The organism is Pseudoalteromonas sp. L1 (genome assembly GCF_021728095.1).
Classification (GTDB): domain Bacteria; phylum Pseudomonadota; class Gammaproteobacteria; order Enterobacterales; family Alteromonadaceae; genus Pseudoalteromonas.
In genome coordinates this window covers 87,729-105,484 of the sequence record NZ_JAKKCT010000001.1, presented here as the reverse complement: position 1 = coordinate 105,484, position 17,756 = coordinate 87,729, and the positions used below count along the sequence as shown (strand labels likewise).

General features: G+C 41.1%; 14 protein-coding genes and 1 tRNA gene. 5 read left to right on the top strand and 10 right to left on the bottom strand.

The window, feature by feature from the left end; translation table 11 throughout:
• Window positions 1-40: 40 nt before the first annotated feature.
• Together srmB and L3V38_RS00450 are read left to right on the top strand one after the other, a co-directional pair.
• Window positions 41-1,273 (top strand): ATP-dependent RNA helicase SrmB, encoded by a 1,233-nt coding sequence (srmB, locus tag L3V38_RS00455; protein ID WP_130149619.1) that lies wholly within the window; start codon window positions 41-43, stop codon window positions 1,271-1,273.
• Between the two features lie 220 nt (window positions 1,274-1,493).
• Complete coding sequence (locus L3V38_RS00450; RefSeq protein ID WP_130149618.1) at window positions 1,494-1,832, top strand: BON domain-containing protein; 339 nt, start codon at window positions 1,494-1,496, stop codon at window positions 1,830-1,832.
• Window positions 1,833-1,872: 40 nt separating this feature from the next.
• Here L3V38_RS00450 and L3V38_RS00445 read toward each other — a convergent pair whose 3' ends face one another.
• Complete coding sequence (locus L3V38_RS00445; protein ID WP_237118044.1) at window positions 1,873-2,805, bottom strand: hypothetical protein; 933 nt, start codon at window positions 2,803-2,805, stop codon at window positions 1,873-1,875.
• An 82-nt stretch (window positions 2,806-2,887) separates the two neighbouring features.
• The gene (gene radA, locus L3V38_RS00440; protein ID WP_130149616.1) at window positions 2,888-4,273 is read right to left on the bottom strand and encodes a DNA repair protein RadA; all 1,386 of its coding nucleotides are present in this window, start codon (window positions 4,271-4,273) and stop codon (window positions 2,888-2,890) included.
• Between the two features lie 337 nt (window positions 4,274-4,610).
• On the opposite strand from radA, the gene L3V38_RS00435 reads away from it, so the two are divergent.
• A complete protein-coding gene (locus L3V38_RS00435) occupies window positions 4,611-7,088 on the top strand; it encodes a PilZ domain-containing protein (RefSeq protein ID WP_237118043.1) in 2,478 nt (825 codons plus the stop codon).
• Here L3V38_RS00435 and serB read toward each other — a convergent pair.
• Window positions 7,071-8,090, bottom strand: coding sequence for a phosphoserine phosphatase SerB (gene serB, locus L3V38_RS00430; protein ID WP_130149614.1), 1,020 nt, complete (start codon window positions 8,088-8,090; stop codon window positions 7,071-7,073). The two genes, L3V38_RS00435 and serB, sit on opposite strands and share 18 nt — an antisense overlap.
• Before the next feature lie 133 nt (window positions 8,091-8,223).
• On the opposite strand from serB, the gene L3V38_RS00425 reads away from it, so the two are divergent.
• The gene (locus L3V38_RS00425; RefSeq protein ID WP_237118042.1) at window positions 8,224-8,844 is read left to right on the top strand and encodes an AhpA/YtjB family protein; all 621 of its coding nucleotides are present in this window, start codon (window positions 8,224-8,226) and stop codon (window positions 8,842-8,844) included.
• Here the strand turns inward: L3V38_RS00425 and L3V38_RS00420 are convergent.
• The 4 genes from L3V38_RS00420 to prfC form a co-directional block, all read right to left on the bottom strand.
• The gene (locus tag L3V38_RS00420; protein ID WP_237118041.1) at window positions 8,811-9,584 is read right to left on the bottom strand and encodes a TatD family hydrolase; all 774 of its coding nucleotides are present in this window, start codon (window positions 9,582-9,584) and stop codon (window positions 8,811-8,813) included. The genes L3V38_RS00425 and L3V38_RS00420 overlap by 34 nt on opposite strands.
• Window positions 9,585-10,223 carry a pyridoxamine 5'-phosphate oxidase gene (pdxH, locus tag L3V38_RS00415; protein WP_062569566.1) on the bottom strand — a complete coding sequence of 213 codons (639 nt, stop codon included), beginning with the start codon at window positions 10,221-10,223 and terminating at the stop codon, window positions 9,585-9,587.
• A 335-nt stretch (window positions 10,224-10,558) separates the two neighbouring features.
• The gene (gene argS, locus L3V38_RS00410; protein WP_054551233.1) at window positions 10,559-12,301 is read right to left on the bottom strand and encodes an arginine--tRNA ligase; all 1,743 of its coding nucleotides are present in this window, start codon (window positions 12,299-12,301) and stop codon (window positions 10,559-10,561) included.
• Between the two features lie 61 nt (window positions 12,302-12,362).
• Window positions 12,363-13,946: a peptide chain release factor 3 gene (prfC, locus tag L3V38_RS00405; RefSeq protein ID WP_054551232.1), complete on the bottom strand. Its 1,584-nt coding sequence runs from the start codon at window positions 13,944-13,946 to the stop codon at window positions 12,363-12,365.
• Window positions 13,947-14,193: 247 nt separating this feature from the next.
• On the opposite strand from prfC, the gene L3V38_RS00400 reads away from it, so the two are divergent.
• Complete coding sequence (locus tag L3V38_RS00400) at window positions 14,194-16,848, top strand: hybrid sensor histidine kinase/response regulator (RefSeq protein WP_237118040.1); 2,655 nt, start codon at window positions 14,194-14,196, stop codon at window positions 16,846-16,848.
• 5 nt (window positions 16,849-16,853) lie between these two features.
• Here the strand turns inward: L3V38_RS00400 and rimI are convergent, their stop codons facing one another.
• The 3 genes from rimI to L3V38_RS00385 form a co-directional block, all read right to left on the bottom strand.
• Window positions 16,854-17,300 carry a ribosomal protein S18-alanine N-acetyltransferase gene (rimI, locus tag L3V38_RS00395; protein ID WP_237118039.1) on the bottom strand — a complete coding sequence of 149 codons (447 nt, stop codon included), beginning with the start codon at window positions 17,298-17,300 and terminating at the stop codon, window positions 16,854-16,856.
• Complete coding sequence (locus L3V38_RS00390; protein WP_130149607.1) at window positions 17,287-17,589, bottom strand: hypothetical protein; 303 nt, start codon at window positions 17,587-17,589, stop codon at window positions 17,287-17,289. The genes rimI and L3V38_RS00390 overlap by 14 nt, the downstream gene beginning before the upstream one ends.
• 68 nt (window positions 17,590-17,657) lie before the next feature.
• A tRNA-Trp gene (locus tag L3V38_RS00385) sits at window positions 17,658-17,734 on the bottom strand.
• Between the last annotated feature and the right edge of the window lie 22 nt (window positions 17,735-17,756).

The following is a 17,756-nucleotide window of genomic DNA, read 5'->3' as shown; positions in this document are numbered from 1 at the left end:
AGTATAATCAAGTCTAATTGTCCTCTATTTATGTCACTCTATGCAATTTTCTGAATTTGATATCGATAACAAGCTGTTAAATGCCATCAATAAAATGGGTTTTGATACGCCAACAAGTATTCAACAACAAGCGATCCCTGAAGCACTACAAGGTCGTGATATTTTGGCATCTGCCCCTACTGGTACGGGTAAAACAGCCGCGTTTTTGATTCCTGCAATTCAATACTTGCTTGACTTCCCACGTCGCGATCCAGGTTTTGCACGGGTGCTGATCATGACCCCCACTCGTGAACTTGCTTATCAAATTCATGAGCAATGTGAACTGCTAGCTGCACAAACGCACTTAAAAATAGGTGTTGTAACGGGCGGTATTAACTACGGGACACATAAAGAGATTTTTGAAAGCAATAACGACATTCTTATTGCGACACCAGGTCGCTTAATGGAATATCTCGAAACTGAGAACTTCCACGCTGAAAACGTCGAAATGCTTATTCTCGATGAAGCGGATCGCATGCTTGATATGGGCTTTCGCAAAGAAATGCTACGTATCTGTGATGAAGCGCGTAATCGTCGTCAGTGCTTCTTATTCTCTGCCACATTAGAAGGCGACAGCGTTGAGTTATTTGCCGAGCGCATTTTGAATGATCCTGCACTACTCGAAGCAGAATCGTCACGCAAAGAAAAAGGCAAAATTCATCAATGGGTGCACTTAGCAGATGATTATAATCACAAATTAAAGATGCTCATTGATACGCTTAACAGTGACGATCTGCAAAAAGCCATTGTCTTTGTAAAAACACGTGAGCGCCTTGAAACTCTGATTGGCGCTCTAAATAACGAAGGGCTTCGTGTTGCTTGGCTACGTGGTGAAATGCCACAAGATAAACGCATGAAAGCAATGGAAAACTTCCATTCTGGTCGCAACAAAATTTTAGTTGCAACTGACGTAGCGGCGCGTGGTATTGATGTAGCTGATATTAGCCATGTAATTAACTTTGATATGCCCCGTACAGCAGATGTGTATGTGCACCGAATTGGCCGTACCGGTCGTGCAGGTAAAAAAGGCACAGCAATTTCATTTGTAGAAGCACATGACGTTGCTATTTTGGGCAAGGTTGAACGCTATATTGAACAAAAGTTAAAGCGTCGTGTTATTAAAGGATTAGAGCCACAACACAAAGAAGCAAAGATCCCGTCGAAAAAGAAAAAGGATCCTATAAAGATGAAGGCTAAAAAGAAAGCAAAGGTAAAAGCGAAAAAGAAAAAATAACCTTCGTAGATGCTGTAATAACTAAAAAATGCCGTGCTTGTCACGGCATTTTTGTGTGTACTTTTTGCTGCCATTTTTACTAACTAGTGTGTAATTAATTCATAGTTTTTTTACTGAAAAAACTATAAACAATATATTACTTTTTAAAATCAATGCATTACATCTTGGAATAAAAATTGTAACTGGTTCAGCATATGCTCATCATTCACGAGGGAATCGTATGAACCGTTTCAAACTAACAGTAGTACTTACATCATTTTGTTGTATTTTTTTACTTGCATGCGCAACACAAGTTAGCGCTAATACCAGTGTATTAACTACTAGCACATCGGCTCAGCCTCGACTTCAGCAATTAGCTCTTCAAAAGCTGATGAGTAATCCTAATTTTTCTATCGAGAACCTACAAGTTATTGTTAACGGCGATACGATTGAATTATATGGCTCCACGGAAACGGGCTTTAAACGCGCATTAGCACAAAAGTTTTTAGAGCACAGTCAAGGAGTTAACCGTGTGAAAAACAACCTTAAAGTTAGCCAGTCTAATACAGCTAACCTTTAAGGCCATTTTCTAGAAGAATAAGTAACTTAACGTTAGTTACTTATTCTCCTTTAGCGTCTAAATTAATAAATTTAGCAAGTTCTTCTGGTTGACCAGCTAGGCTCATGATTTGTTGGTTAATTTCTAGCATCGTTTTTCCCTCAGGTAAACTTGCAGACAAAGATAATGAAGATAAACCATTGGCAAAATTAGTAATCGCTGTCGCTAAATCTGCGCTAACAGGGGCCTGTTGCAGCTGCATTGTGACCATTTGCTGAAATTGCTCATGTGTCATACCTTGCGCTTCTAAAAAGCTTTCTACTACCGCTTTTAATTCCCCTTCGTTTTCAATCGCAAATTCAACGCTACGCGGCTCTAACTCTGACATAGCAGCCATCATTTTTGACTGCTGCTGAAGCTGCTGCTCAAGGGTTGGTTGTGCACCGCCAGAGGCTTTTTGTTGTTGGCTAATAGCAAGTGATGCTTCCATCAAAGGGGTAGACTTGGCTAATCCTAAATTAAACGTAACATCAGCTACATCTGCTGCGGTTACTTTCAGTGCAAAGTCACTATCACCTGAGTCTTTATTGTAATCAAGCGATGAGTTTACATTGTAGCTCGTAGAGGCTAGTTTACTATTGGCACTTTGTGGCAGTTGCGTTAAGAAAGAATCGCTAAAGCGAAAGTTAGTCATTACAAACCCAGTGTGTGGAGGAATGGCATCTTCCTCATAGCCTGTCACTTCAATGGTATCAATACTGGCAACTTGCTCATCCCCTTCAACACTTTGCACTTTGATGCCAGATAGCTGCACACTGTTACTAAATACACTCGCTGAAATATCGTCATACATCACCTCAACACCACTTTGAGCTGAAAGTGCAGCGATTTGCTGATCAACCACTTTTTTCACTTCCTGTGTTGCTGTGTAGTTCGCATAATATGCGCCACCTGCAACAGCTGCGACAGCAACTGCAATTACTAACTTCTTCATTTTATTTCCTTTAAGTTGGTGCTAATTTCTTGAGAGTGTTGAGCTTAAAGGTTCAACACTGCCCTAGCTTATCAAATTGTCACTAATTAATTAATGACAAGAGCTCATGCACCGTTTTCACTGGTGTAATTTTTGCTCCTAAACCTTCCATTGATTTATGGTAGTTTCGATATGGAATAAATATCTCTGTAAAACCATGCTGTGCAGCCTCTTTTACTCGCGGCACGCCACTATCTATTGGTCTGACATCACCGTTTAAGCTCAGTTCCCCCATGATGCAAGTTGTCCTAGGCACAACAAATTCATTGAGGCTGCTTAACAGTGCCGTGACTAAGGCAAGGTCAATACAAGTCTCTGACTCATCTATCTTTAAACCGCCAACAATATTGAAAAAAGTATCATGGAAAATTTTCGTTTTTGTATGTTTGCGTAAAATACCTGTCAGCATTTTAATTCGATTCATATTCAATCCAACGCAAACACGTTGTGGAAACTCTGCTTCAGTTTCTGTTGTTAAACATTGAATTTCTAGAAGGAGGTTACGGTTCCCCTTGCGAATACAGGTGATTGCTGAACCTGGCGACTCAGTGCTTGAACCCGATAAAAATATCTCACTTGGATTATCAACACTGAGCATACCGCGCTCACACATTCTGAAAATACCCACCGTATCAATATCACCAAAACGGTTTTTGTTGGCACGTAAGGTACGTATTTGTCCGTCGTTAGTGTCTATATGCAGCAGTGCATCAACAATATGCACTAACGTTTGCGGACCCGCTATTTCATTGTTTTTATTAACATGAGCAATGATAAACATAGTCACGTCATGTTGCTTACAGTATTGTGTTAACGCTTGTGCTGCGCTTTTTACTTGCGATGGTGAACCTGGGCTGCCGTTTGCTGTTTCAGTTACCACAGCTTGAATTGAGTCAATAACAGCAAACTTAATTTTATTTTTATCAAGCTCTTCGATAATTGCTTCAACACTGGTTTCAGAGAGTAAGTAAAGCTCATCTTGGTTATAATCCAAACGCAAGCGATTAACTCGATTTTTAAACTGCGATAATGATTCTTCAGCAGTACAGTACAAAGAAGGCATTAATTTTGACATACGCGCAATTAAATCGGACAACAAGGTCGTTTTACCTGCCCCTGGATCACCAGAAATAATATTCACCGAACCTGTCGTTACACCGCCACTAAGCACGCGATCAAGTTCGCCTATTTCAGTCAGACGTTTTTCAGCTTCCGCTGTTTCTACCTCATTAATTTTTTTGGAACCGCCACCAGCGCCTCCCGCATAGCCTGCCACCGCAGCGCGACTTGCAGCCTGTTTAGATTGCCCTGCTGAGGGTTTAAATTCTGCCAGTGTATTCCAAGCACCGCATTTACATTGCCCCTGCCAACGCTGATAGTTCATGCCGCACTCAGTGCAGACAAATTCGATTTTTGCTGATTTTGCCATTGAGCTTTACCTATTTTGGTCGCTGATTTGTGATGTATTTAAATGTACAATAGATAACAGAACTAACGATTTAAGATGTCGGCATCTCTAGTGACGACACACAACGGACGTACCTCAAATCAATTCCCTTAAGGCTTTATTCGCTAAACTGCGTAATAACGCTATATTTTAGGGCATAGTTTTTGCTTACAAATAAAGTTTTACAGTGCTTGCCATTTATTTGGCGAATACCTATAACAATAACTAATGAAATAAAAAGTGGTTCGCAAGGCGTTTTAACACTGTGGTTGCCTGCTAGTATACCTACTTTTTTCGATTGACGGTGATGGTTTTATAAATGGCTGAAGACATACTGCTTAAATATGAAGACCTTGTTGAAGAACTCAAGGCACATTTAGGCACTCCCCAGTTCGACAAACTATTTAAATCAAAGACAGCTAGCTTAACAAAGCCAGAGCAGTTTTTGATCAAAATGGAAATGTCACGTTTATCTCAGCCTGTGGCTCGTTTTATTGATTTACGAGGTCAAGTTACCGGTCAAGTTAGGCCATACGAACACGAAGGCAAACAGCATTTTATGGACGACATGGCCATTGAGGTGTTTGAAGACGCAATTAAACGCCACGGTGGTTACACGCTTGCTGTATACGAAGCGGTTATGAACACCGAAAATAACCACAGAGTAATGCAAAAAAAAGCAAACGAAAATACCTCTTCAATCGAAGATAACGGCGACTTACCTGCCAAAGTAATCAAATTTGCCTCTTATGAAAGTCGTCGTGAAGAGCGCATGAACTACTCAATAAAAATTACTGTTGAGCTAGATAAGAGCGGCAAAATATCGGCTTCAACTTCAGACATCTCCCTAAGCGGCGCAAAAATCAAGCTCTCACCTAAATACAAAGTCACCAAGGGACAATTAATTGGTTTACGCTTAGTTGGGCTTGAACAAGACTTTGAGTTAGGTTTAAAAAACGGCATTCAATACGAAGTTGTTGCTGTAGAGCAAGTGTCGCGTGAGTACAATCATGTTCGCTTAAAACGCACCTTTATTGAGAATAATGAACAATTCGATAGCTTTCTAAAAAGCTTTATTCACGGCAATAAGCGCCGCTACAAGATTAACCTCGATAACACCTTGGATGCAGTTGTTTCGAAAGGCTATGAACAATACTATATCCCGCGTGTTACCTCGCTTTACACTTTTTTAAGCTTACAAGGTAATAAGTTATACCCCACTTTAGCATTAACAACCGAAAATAATGCGTTTATACATCGTTATTTTTGTGATGAACGTAAGCTGTCATGCTTATATAGCATTATAAACCAACAGCGCATAGGTCATCTGTTAAGCACTACCGATGCGGTAAAAGAGGAGTACCTGTATACCTTTACGCATGTGGTCGCTGGAAAGATTTATTATTACTCAGCCACACGAACGGAACTTGATAGCCAACCTGAAATTCGCAATTTATTTTTTGGTTTTGGTAGTCAAAAAGAGAGCTGGCAATGCTTTAAGTTACAATTAATGCCAAGCCACCCTGAAGATTCATATATTCCGCTATCTTTACCGAGTAGTGCAGGTAAGGATATCGAAAAGCTAAATAAGCCACCAAGCCCTAGAGTTCAGGGACTTATTAAAGATGTTAAGTACTTATTGATTCTAACCGCTGTTGGTTCGAAGTATGAGCAACACACTTACCAGCAACGTACATTCGACAAGCGCTTAGTGAATCAATTAAAGCAGTTTGGTCATACTAAACATAAAACACCGCCACCACTTACACCTGTCGCACTTGAGTACGTCAATTTACGCGCTCATAAACGCTATTTATATAAAACAGCGGTCTCTGTTGCTCATAATGACAAATTAATTTCAGGCTACACTCGTGATCTATCGGTCATGGGCCTACAAATTGAGTGTGATAACCCTGTTGAGTTTAAAAAAGGCGATATAATTAAGTTAGGCCTTCCCGATTTACAAAAAATAACTAAAAAACATGACTTATCAAGCCTTGCTTATGAAGTGATGGCGATAAGCAAATCACTAACAACAGTTAACTTAAAAGTACACCGTCTTACTGACTTACCCCATATGGGCATTCAATTTTTTACGGCTCTAATTGAAAACAATAAAGATAAGTTGCACGCCTGTGAAGAGTCCCCAAAAATTCCAGGGCTTTCTACAGCACTAAGAAACATGGTGACTAAAAGTGTTTGCCAGCTTCCGTTGTACTTCCATAAAGAAGCCGCTCATTTTAAAGCTGGCGCGATCGGGCTTGGCTTATATCCGACGCCATTACATATACTTTTACAAAACTTTGCCCTGCTAAATGAGCAAACTCAGATCGATGGCTTTTTATCTACCGATCAGATCACAGAGGTGATCACACCACTGATTAAAGATCGTAGTCGCCAAGATCCGCCTTTACCATTTACTTTATTTGTACGTTTTGATCCACGTAAAGCAACAATCAACGAAGCAATAACCAGCCGCTGTATTAGTGAAGATGACTATCAGCCACAAACCTTGTTTATAAAAAAAGCACTCAAAAATGATTTAGTGTTTATCTTTCGTTTATATGTGTCTCGCACCGGCCGCCCAGATATAGACTATTTATCAAATGAGCTTAAATATGTAAGCCAGTATGCGCTACATAAAGCAAAAGACCTTGAAGAAGCACTCTGGGCTGTTGCAGGGGTTGGTGATGTAATTGACATTACGGATGAAGCGCTTACTCATTTTGATATTGATGAGGTACTCAAAACTGAAATGAATAAGCGTAAAAAAATATGGTTAAAGCGTGTAATCTAATGGGATTGCAAGTAGATATGCAACTTGTAACAGAGAACCTTCATTGATAGCTGTATCTGCCTGTTCAACTACTTTAGGTTTACCATGAACAGCAACACCAAGCCCTGCTTTAGCCATCATTTTTAAATCATTAGCGCCGTCACCCATGGCAACGGTTTGACGGTTATCAAGCCCGAGTCTCTGTTGAATTTGCTCAAGAACGCGTGCTTTTTGCTCGGCGTCAACAATCGTTCCGGTTACTTTACCTGTCAGGCGGTTATCTTTAAATTCGAGTGTATTTGCGTGTACTTCATCAAGACCAATAAGTGATTGAACGTGTTCTGCAAATGGTACAAAACCGCCAGAAGCAATAGCAAGGTGCCAATTGTGCGCTTTTAGATACTGGCACAATTCGGTAATGCCAGGCATCAGAGGTAGATTTAGTTTTAGCTCATTGATTAACGCTACATCGATACCTGCAAGCTTTGCTACTCGTTGATTTAAGCTTTGTGTAAAGTCAAGTTGACCAGCCATCGCTTGCGCAGTTACAGCTGCAACATCATCGTACACATCAGCTAAACGTGCTATTTCATCAATGCACTCAATCGTAATCGCTGTAGAGTCCATATCCATTAATAAAAGCCCTGCTTCATTCACGTTAGCAGGGTTTGTAAGTTGCACTAACTGATAACCTTGCTCAGCAGAAAACGCTTGCAATAACAAAGGACTCAATGGCTTTTGTGAATCACTGTATAGGCACCATGCTGGTAACAATGTTTCTGTAGGCTGGTAGCAACAAATAGATAGATTACTAAAACCATGTTGCGACAAAAACTCTACAAGATTAAGCAACTTAGCCGCTGAGAAGTCACAACCAAATGCAACACTTGCTACGCCATGATTTGCTTTAGGTAGTAAATTGGTTTGAATAAGATGATTATTTTTAATTTCATACCAGCAATTTAGTATTATTTCTTCGGCTAAATTTGCTGAACTGGTTGCAGCTAAGCTAAGCTGTGACATAGTGGCTCCAATTAGACTTATGTCTGTGATTAAACGCGTATTTGCTACTCGTAATCAATTAACTAATAAGGTTATTATACAGACTTAGTTGTATCATCAATCATAAAAGCTGTCAGCAGCGCATTCGGTGACTATGAAAAATAACCATCTTAAGCCTCCTTTTTCCGCCAGCTATCGCCAACGACTTGTGCGATTAAGCTTAGCGGCCGCATGTTTTGTGCTTTTAAGTTGGGTTGCGGTTAATAGTAGTTTTCAGTCTCATCAACTACTTTATGACAGCTCAAATAGCACCGCTATCAGCCTAACTAAATTTATGGCTCTCAATGCTCAGACCCCTCTACAGGAGAAGAATAAGCCTGCGCTAAATATGCTGTGCAATAACATAGCTGAAGATGAGTTTGTTTTAGCAGCAACGATTTATGATCAACAAGGGATACAAATAGCCGCAAGTGATAACTGGCAAAGCCATCACACCTTTGGCTTACTGCCAGATTCAACACCTGGCATTAGCCGCTTAAAAACCCCTTTCGTAGAACCTGTGATAAGTGATGACGAGCGCCCTATTGGCTTTGTTGCTATTACTTATTTAACACAAGCTTCAATAGCGACAAGCCACAGCAGCTTTCATGATTTAGGCCGCCAAGTGCTTCTTATGCTAGTAATTACTTGTATTTTTACTTGGCAACTTGGCCGAGGGGTAAAACGCTGGCAAGTCAATCGTTATATGCGAAAAAGTGCGGAGCAAGATTCATAAAGTGCCTGAGCAAACTCTTCTTGTGCATCGCCCGTTATACCTTTAAGTTCGCATAAGTACGTGAATACATCACGCACTTTAAGTGGTGTATTAACCAGCCCTTGAAAACCAGCTAGCGGCATTGATGGTGAGTCGGTTTCAAGCACTAAATACTGTGGCTCAATTGCGCTTATAACTTTACGAGTTTTACCCGCTCGCGGGTAACTTATCACACCACCGACCCCCAACTTAAACCCTTGTTTTATATAACTCTGGGCTTGTTGTTCAGAGCCTGAAAAGGCATGAATAACACCACCGTATTTGGGTTTACAGCGCTTAAATGAGCGAGCAATTAAATCATGACTTTGTCTGTGATGCACAATCAGTGGTAAAGCAAGTTGGTTGGCAAGCTCTATTTGTCCTTCAAAAAGCTGCGTTTGTTTATTAAGGTCATCAATACTACGATCTAGGCCACACTCACCAATGGCGATAAATTGCCCTAAATGGGCTTTTGCTAGCTGCTCTAATTCAGCAAGGTGATGAGTTTGGTGATCAGGTAAAAAATAAGGGTGCAAGCCTAGAGCAACTGAAATACTTGGCTCTGATTGAGCAAAAGAGAATAGTTTTGTAGATTGTGCCAAGCTCACACCCGGCACAATAAAATGCTCGATCCCCACTTGCTTGCATGCTTTGATAAGCTCTGTGCGAGTCTCATCAAATTCGCTAAAATCAAGGTGGCAGTGGGAATCAATAAAACGCATTTAAGGATTTAAACGACCAAACTGCCAACTGCCATCGGCTTGGCGTTGATACATAAAGCGGTCGTGTAAGCGATGTGCACCGCCTTGCCAAAATTCGATTTTAGTCGGCTCAACACAGTAGCCTCCCCAAAAATCGGGGAGTGGAATTTCACCCTCAGAGAACTTTTGCTTCATTTTCGCGAATGTTTCCATCAACACCTTGCGTGATGAAACAGGACGACTTTGCTCTGATGCCCATGCAGCTAACTGGCTTTCTTTTGGACGCGATAAAAAGTACTTCGCCACAGCCGTTGTTGGTAAGGGTTTAGCCTCACCGTAAACAATGACTTGTCGCTCCATATGGTGCCACGGAAAGTGCAGAGAAATTTTGTTATTACCTTTAAGCTCCTGCGCTTTGCGCGAGCCGGTATTGGTAAAAAACACAAAGCCATTTTCATCAAGATGCTTTAACAGCACGATACGCTGCGAAGGCTGACCATGTTCATCAACCGTTGCAACGACCATCGCCGTAGGATCAGGCAAATTAGTTGCAACAGCTTGCTCAAGCCATTTTTCAAACTGCTTGATTGGAGATGCATCAAGCATCTCTTCAGATAAACCATCCTGTAAATATTCACGGCGAATATCTTCAAGTTTCATAAAATTCCCTCTATCGCTATCAGCTAAAGATTAATCAAGGTTATTGAGCTGTCAATTTTGTTGGGTTTCGCTTAGCTCTACCCAACCTACGCTGCACATCATCTGTAAGTGGAAGAGTACTTTCAAAGCGCACTACACGAAGCAGAATTCACCTAAGTAGTTTAGCCTAAGACAAGACGGAAAACCGACTTATCGTTGAGTACTTAAGCCTCCTGCAAGTGTAGGAGTGCTAGCAAGGCAATGAGTTTATTTATGCCAAGGAGCATACGTGTTTTGTATGTGACTTAGGCTAAATAAACTCATTAACGCAGCTAAAGCGAACTACACGAAGCAGATTACATTTGCTCCATGACTTCGATACCTAACAGATCCAACCCTGAGTGCAGTGTCTTCGCAACCAAATTACACAGTACTAAACGGCTGTCACGAACACTTGGCTCTACGCCTTCTTTTAGAACTGGGCATGCTTCGTAGAACGTCATGTATAGGCTTGCTAGTTCGTATAGGTATCCACATAATACGTGCGGTGTCGCTTCGCTGATCATTAGATCAAGTACTTCTTCTAACTGAAGCAGTTTAAGCGCCAGCGCTTTTTCTTGTGGCTCGTTGATTGCAACGTCGGCTGTTAATGACGCTGCATCGATACCTGACTTACGGAAAATACTGCGAACACGTGTGTATGCATATTGTAGGTAAGGCGCTGTCGCACCTTCAAAGCTCAGCATAGTGTCCCAGTTGAAGATATAGTCGCTAGTACGATGCTTAGAGAGATCCGCATATTTCACTGCGCCAATACCTACTTTACGGGCAATTTCGCTACGCTCTTCGTCGCTTAAGTCTGACTCACGCTCAGCAAGCTTAGCTGCGGCACGAGTGATAGACTCTTCAAGTAAGTCAGCAAGTTTAACGGTACCGCCAGTACGAGTTTTGAATGGCTTACCATCTTCACCCATCATGGTGCCGAATGGGCAGAATTCATAACTTGTTTCATCACGTAATAAACCTGCTTTACGTGCTGTTAGCTCAACTTGATTGAAGTGTAAGCTTTGACGTGCATCTACAAAGATTAAGATGCGATCCGCACCCAGTTTATTTGAGCGGTAATCACAAGCAGCTAAGTCAGTTGTCGCATATAAGAAACCACCACCTGATTTCTGTACGATAAATACTGAAGGCTCGCCGTCTTTGTTAGCAAGCTCGTCTAAGAACACCACTTGCGCACCGTCAGACTCAACGGCAATGTTTTTGTCTTTTAATAGTGCTATGATGTTTGCAAGTTCGCTGTTGTAAGCACTTTCGGCCATGATGTCATCTTGCGTAAGTGTTACGTTTAGACGCTTATAAACTTCCTCAGAGTGCTTTACAGAAGTGGCAATGAATAACTTCCACAACTTTTCGCAGTGTGCGTCGCCGCTTTGTAATTTAACAACGTAATTACGGGCTTTGTCGGCAAACCCTTCTTCATCATCAAAGCGTTTTTTCGCATCACGGTAGAAGGTTTCAAGATCGGCCAGCGCTACAGACTCTAAATCTACACCTTGATTGATTTGATCTTCTAAGTGCGCGATTAACATACCAAACTGAGTACCCCAGTCACCCATGTGGTTTTGACGAACAACTTCATCACCACGGAACTCAAGAGCACGAACAACTGCATCACCAATGATGGTTGAACGTAAGTGGCCTACGTGCATTTCTTTAGCAAGGTTAGGTGATGAGTAATCAACAACCACTTTTTGCGCTGTTGCATGAGGCGCAACTGCTAGCTTTTCGTCTTCGTTTGCTGCTTTTAAGCTAGCTGATAAAAACTCAGGCTTTAGGTGAATATTGATAAAACCAGGGCCCGCGATTTCAGTTTTTTCTGCGATATCAGCAAGGTCTAGGTTATCGATAATTTTTTGTGCAAGTTCACGCGGGTTTGATTTTAATTTTTTAGCCGCGCCCATTGCGCCATTGATTTGGTAATCACCAAACTGTGGACGTGTGCTTTGTGTTACCGCTGGATTAGTGTCTTCAGGTAACCCGGCTGCAACCATAGCAGCAATTGCTTTGTCGATTAAAAGAGTACGAATATTCATTGTAATTTTTACCTTTATGGCCCGCGGTACGGGCACTTAAATTTGAAGCAGACTTAGCGTATTAGTTTTCGCGCGTATGGTTAAACTTGATATCTGGATAGCGTTCCATCGACAAGTTTAGGTTTACACGGCTTGGCGCGATATAAGTAAGGTTATCGCCACCATCAAGCGCTAAGTTGCTTTCGCACTTACGCTTAAACTCTTCAAGCTTTTTGGTATCGTCTGAGCTTACCCAACGTGCAGTGTTAACACTCACACCTTCGTAAATCGCATCAACGTTGTATTCTGCTTTTAAGCGCGCAACAACCACATCAAACTGTAGTACACCGACCGCACCTACGATAAGGTCGTTATTGATAAGCGGTCTGAATACTTGCACAGCACCTTCTTCAGATAGCTGAACTAAGCCTTTTAATAATTGCTTTTGTTTTAATGGATCTTTTAAGCGAATACGACGGAATAATTCTGGTGCGAAGTTAGGAATACCACCAAACTTCATTTTTTCACCTTGCGTGAAGGTATCACCAATTTGAATTGTACCGTGGTTATGTAAACCAATGATGTCACCTGCGTAAGCATCTTGCGCTCGCTCACGGTCACCGGCCATGAAGGTTACCGCATCAGAAATACTCACTTGCTTACCAATACGCACATGGTTCATCTTCATACCTTGGCTATATTTGCCAGATACAATACGCATAAAGGCGATACGGTCACGGTGTTTAGGGTCCATGTTCGCTTGGATTTTAAATACGAAACCAGAGAAGTTATCTTCTGTTGCCGCAACTTGGCGGTCTTCTGTTTCACGTGGTAATGGCGCAGGAGCCCACTCAGTTAAGCCATCAAGAACATGGTCAACACCAAAGTTACCAAGTGCTGTACCAAAGTAGACTGGTGATAATTCGCCAGCTAAGAACAGATCTAAATCAAATTCGTGTGATGCACCAATGACAAGCTCTAGCTCTTCACGAAGCTGCTCAGCAAGTTCGCTACCAATCGCAGTATCAAGCTCAGGGTTATCTAAACCTTTAATAACGCGCACTTCTTGAATTGTGTGGCCTTGACCTGTGCTGTACAAAATCGTTTCTTCACGGTGAATGTGGTACACACCTTTAAACTCTTTACCACAACCAATAGGCCAAGTTACCGGCGCACAGGCAATGTTTAGCTCAGTTTCAACTTCGTCTAATAACTCCATTGGGTCACGAATATCACGGTCACACTTATTCATAAAAGTTACGATAGGTGTGGTACGTAAGCGTGTTACTTCCATTAATTTACGAGTACGATCCTCAACACCTTTCGCTGCGTCGATGACCATTAGACATGAGTCAACCGCAGTCAATGTACGGTAAGTATCTTCAGAGAAGTCTTCGTGTCCTGGAGTATCAAGTAAATTAACTAGACGCTCATTGTAAGGAAATTGCATAACAGACGTAGTTACCGAGATACCACGTTCTTTTTCCATTTCCATCCAGTCTGATTTTGCGTGCTGGTTTGAGCCACGGCCTTTTACGGTACCGGCTTTTTGAATCGCTTGTCCGAATAACAGAACTTTTTCTGTAATAGTGGTTTTACCCGCATCTGGGTGCGAGATGATCGCAAAGGTGCGTCGTTTATTAATTTCGGTAGTTAAATTAGACATGTAAGCCGCTTTTAGTCAGAACAAAGTGCCACTGATACTCACTCCATAAAAAGTAAGCAGTGCACACTGTAAAAATAAAATAGAATTGCGGGCATTATACCCTGTTTGTCTTAGCCAAAAAAGCAGCGATTGTAAGTAATTATTCAACCTTTTTGTTGTTTTAGTTGTTCATCTTTTTCTAAGCTTGTGTAATCAAGTTGTAACGCATACTATTGGTAAATTACACGGAGGGAAATAAAGTTAGGTCATGAAAACCAGTAAACTCAGCATTCGATTATTATGGTATATCACGCCGCTTGTGATCTTACCTTTGTTATTTTTAGGCGGGTTTACGCTGACCAATGTAACTAACTCCACAAAAAAACAAGCTGAACTTATTGTCAGCCGCTTTGTTGAGCAACAACAACAAAAAATATTTAACTATATTGACTCCTTCCACTCGATCACCCGACTTTTATCAACATCCCCTGTGCTTGCTGATTTTTTAGCTCGCGATACAGACTCAAAAACCCAATATATTGAACATTTGGGTGAGTTAATGAATGTATTTGCAAGCTATTCGGAGGCCTATCCTGATATTGTAAGTATTAACTACTTAGCGCCAGATGGGACAAGTGATGCCTTCTATTCGAGTCAATTAACACCCGCTCCAAAAGAGTACCCATTTTTTAAACAAGTACAGCAGTCAAACTTACGACAACAACAGTTTATGATCCCAAAAGAGGATGGCTCCACCAGCCTGTATTTTGTGCATCCAATTTACAACATAGACTATTATTTGAAACGCCCGCAGCAACTAGGCTTTATTGTTGTACATGTTGAGCCCTCGATTTTAAACACCAGCATTCTAGAAGCGCCTTTTAATAACACCTTAAATTTGTTTTTAACCACTAAAGGGCAAATTCTTTTTAGCTCTGACTATGATTTACGGGGTAGTTATTTAAGTGAATATGAGCTAGAGCAAATTAAGAGTCTTGCTGACTATGGCAAACTTGCCAGTATTGAACTTTCTAGCATTGATAAAGAAGAGCGTATTATTTACGCAGTACAAATGACTGATGGTGATTACTTTGTATCAACCACACCTAAAAACCTTCTCTACCAGTCTGGCAAAGCGATTAGCCTGATCACAGCTTTAATTGTCATTATTTCAGTGATCGCTTTACCCATTCTTATTTATATTGTTGTTCGCAACTTACTCCTCACCCCTGTTGAGTTACTTGGTGAAGCGAGCCACCGTGTTGGGGATGGCGATTTATCCGTGTATTTGCCAGCCCATACAAACGATGAAGTCGGCGTGCTTTTCAACGACTTTAACCACATGGTGAATCAAATTCGTCATTATCAAGATGAGCTTGAAGAATACAAACATCACTTAGAAGAAAAGGTAGAAAGCCGTACAAAAGCCCTTGAAGCTATGAACAGCAAGCTTGAGGTGGCCATTGCGCAAGCTGAACAAGCAAACCAATTAAAAAGCCGCTTTTTAGCTAATATGAGTCATGAAATTCGTACACCACTCACCGCAATTATGGGTTTTACAGAGCAACTTTTACATAATAAAAATGCAGTCAATGATGAGCAGCACTTAAGCACCATTTTACGTAATTCAAAACACCTACTTGAACTGATTAATAATATTCTCGACTTGTCTAAAATTGAAGCCGAAAAACTGGCCGTAGAGTGTAGTCCTTGTCACGTTGTGCAGCTTGTACATGACATAGACTCAATTATTCGCCCTCTGGCAAATGAAAAACAACTGCAATTTGATATCGATTACAGTTTACCTATCCCCAAAATCATCAACAGCGACACCACTCGTTTAAAACAAATTTTGATCAATATTGCTAGTAATGCAGTGAAATTTACCGAACAAGGCTCTATCTCTATTAGTATTTGCTATAACAGCAGCAAACAATTCTTAGAGTTTGCAATTAAAGATACCGGTATTGGCATGTCTGAGCGTGAAGTTGAAAGGGTATTTAAGCCATTCGAACAAGCCGATGCCACCACAACTCGCCGCTTTGGTGGTACAGGACTTGGGTTATGTATTTCAAAGAATTTAGCGCAATTATTAGGAGGTGATGTCCATCTTGTTAGTGAACCTGGCAATGGAAGTTGCTTCACAATTCAAGTAGCTTGCCACCTAAACGCTAAGCAATTACAGGATGACGCCTTTATTTATGATAGTAAACAGCTGTCGCCTGGAAAAGATTTACTCTTATCATTTGCTGAAAATAACTTTGATGCCAGTATTTTGGTTGCTGAAGATAATCCCGATAACCAGTTACTGATCAAGCTATTATTACAGACATGGGGGCTTGAGCCTGATATAGCCAAAAATGGCGCAGAAGCTGTAGAAATGGCATTAGTTAATGACTACCAACTAATTATAATGGATATGCAAATGCCTGTGATGGGTGGCTTAGAAGCGACCCAAATGCTTCGACACGCAGCCTATGATGGCCCTATCATCGCGTTAACAGCCAATGTAATGAAAACCGATGTTGACAGGTATATCAAAGCTGGCTGCAACGAAGCTTTGGCAAAACCCATTGACAAAAGTGCCCTAGAACAAGTTTTAGTAAGTTATTTAAATATAGAAAAAGACAGCCAGAATAAGTGGGAAAACTTACTAAAAAGTGAGAAATTCCAACAAATTAACGAAAACTATCGTTCAAAATTACCAGACTATTTGAGTCAAGTTATTCAGCTTTATCGTGCTAAGGAATGGGAAAAACTGCGCTCATTAGCACACAGCTTAAAAGGCAGTGCGGGATGTTTTGGCTTTGAAGCTATTCATAAAACCGCAGGGCAACTTGAAAGCGCGCTACGTAGTAATGATACTGAGCAGGTTGATGCAAGCTATGAATCACTTATTAGTGCACTTGAAAACGCCGCTTAATGGGCTTAAAAGCTCAGCGTTAACCCCATTAAAATAGCGTCTTCATTGCCTGTTGCAGTTGGGTAGTAATTTTTTCGCACTGACATATGTGAGAAGCCCGCACGTTCATATAAAGTAATTGCACGATTGTTAGATTCGCGTACTTCCAAAAATAGGTTCTCAGCTTCATGCTGTTCACCATATTCAATAAACGCCGTTAGTAATTGCCTTGCTATCCCCTGCCCTTGGTATTTAGGCGCAACACAAATATCCATCAAGGTATAATCAGGGCCTGCCTTCTCACCAATATAGAAACCCAGCATGTCATCGCCTTGAAAAGCAGCCAAATTAAAATAACGACCCGCTAAACACGATAACATGGTTTTTTCTGTCCACGGATGACTATGACAGGCATTTTCAATGACCATTAGCTGTGCAATATCGTTTGCATCAACAGATTTAAAGTTTATCAAGTTGTTCACCAATTAAAGACCAAAGTTGCTTTTTCTGCTCACTAGTAAGCTTATCGCTTGGCAAGCTTAAACAGCCCTCTTGCCAACTTATACTGGTAGCCTTAACAATTTGCGTTATTACTAAAGGAGACAGCGCTTTTTCAAGATCTTGATGAAGCTGTAACGGCAGCGTTATAGGCGTTTGTTGAGGCGTAGGTATGTGTTCAAGCGAAGCGTCAGACACAGTTTGAAAGTGTTGATTTAATTCTAAAGGTTGTACAGAAAATATCGCAGCGTAACTTGGGTTCATAACAACTCAATCATGATTAAGAGCAAGTAATATAAGAAGATTTGCGATTAAAGTAAAGTAGGAAGAAATGGCAGGGGCGGAGAGATTCGAACTCCCAACCGTCGGTTTTGGAGACCGCTGTTCTACCAATTGGAACTACGCCCCTGCAATGACGATGAATTATATAG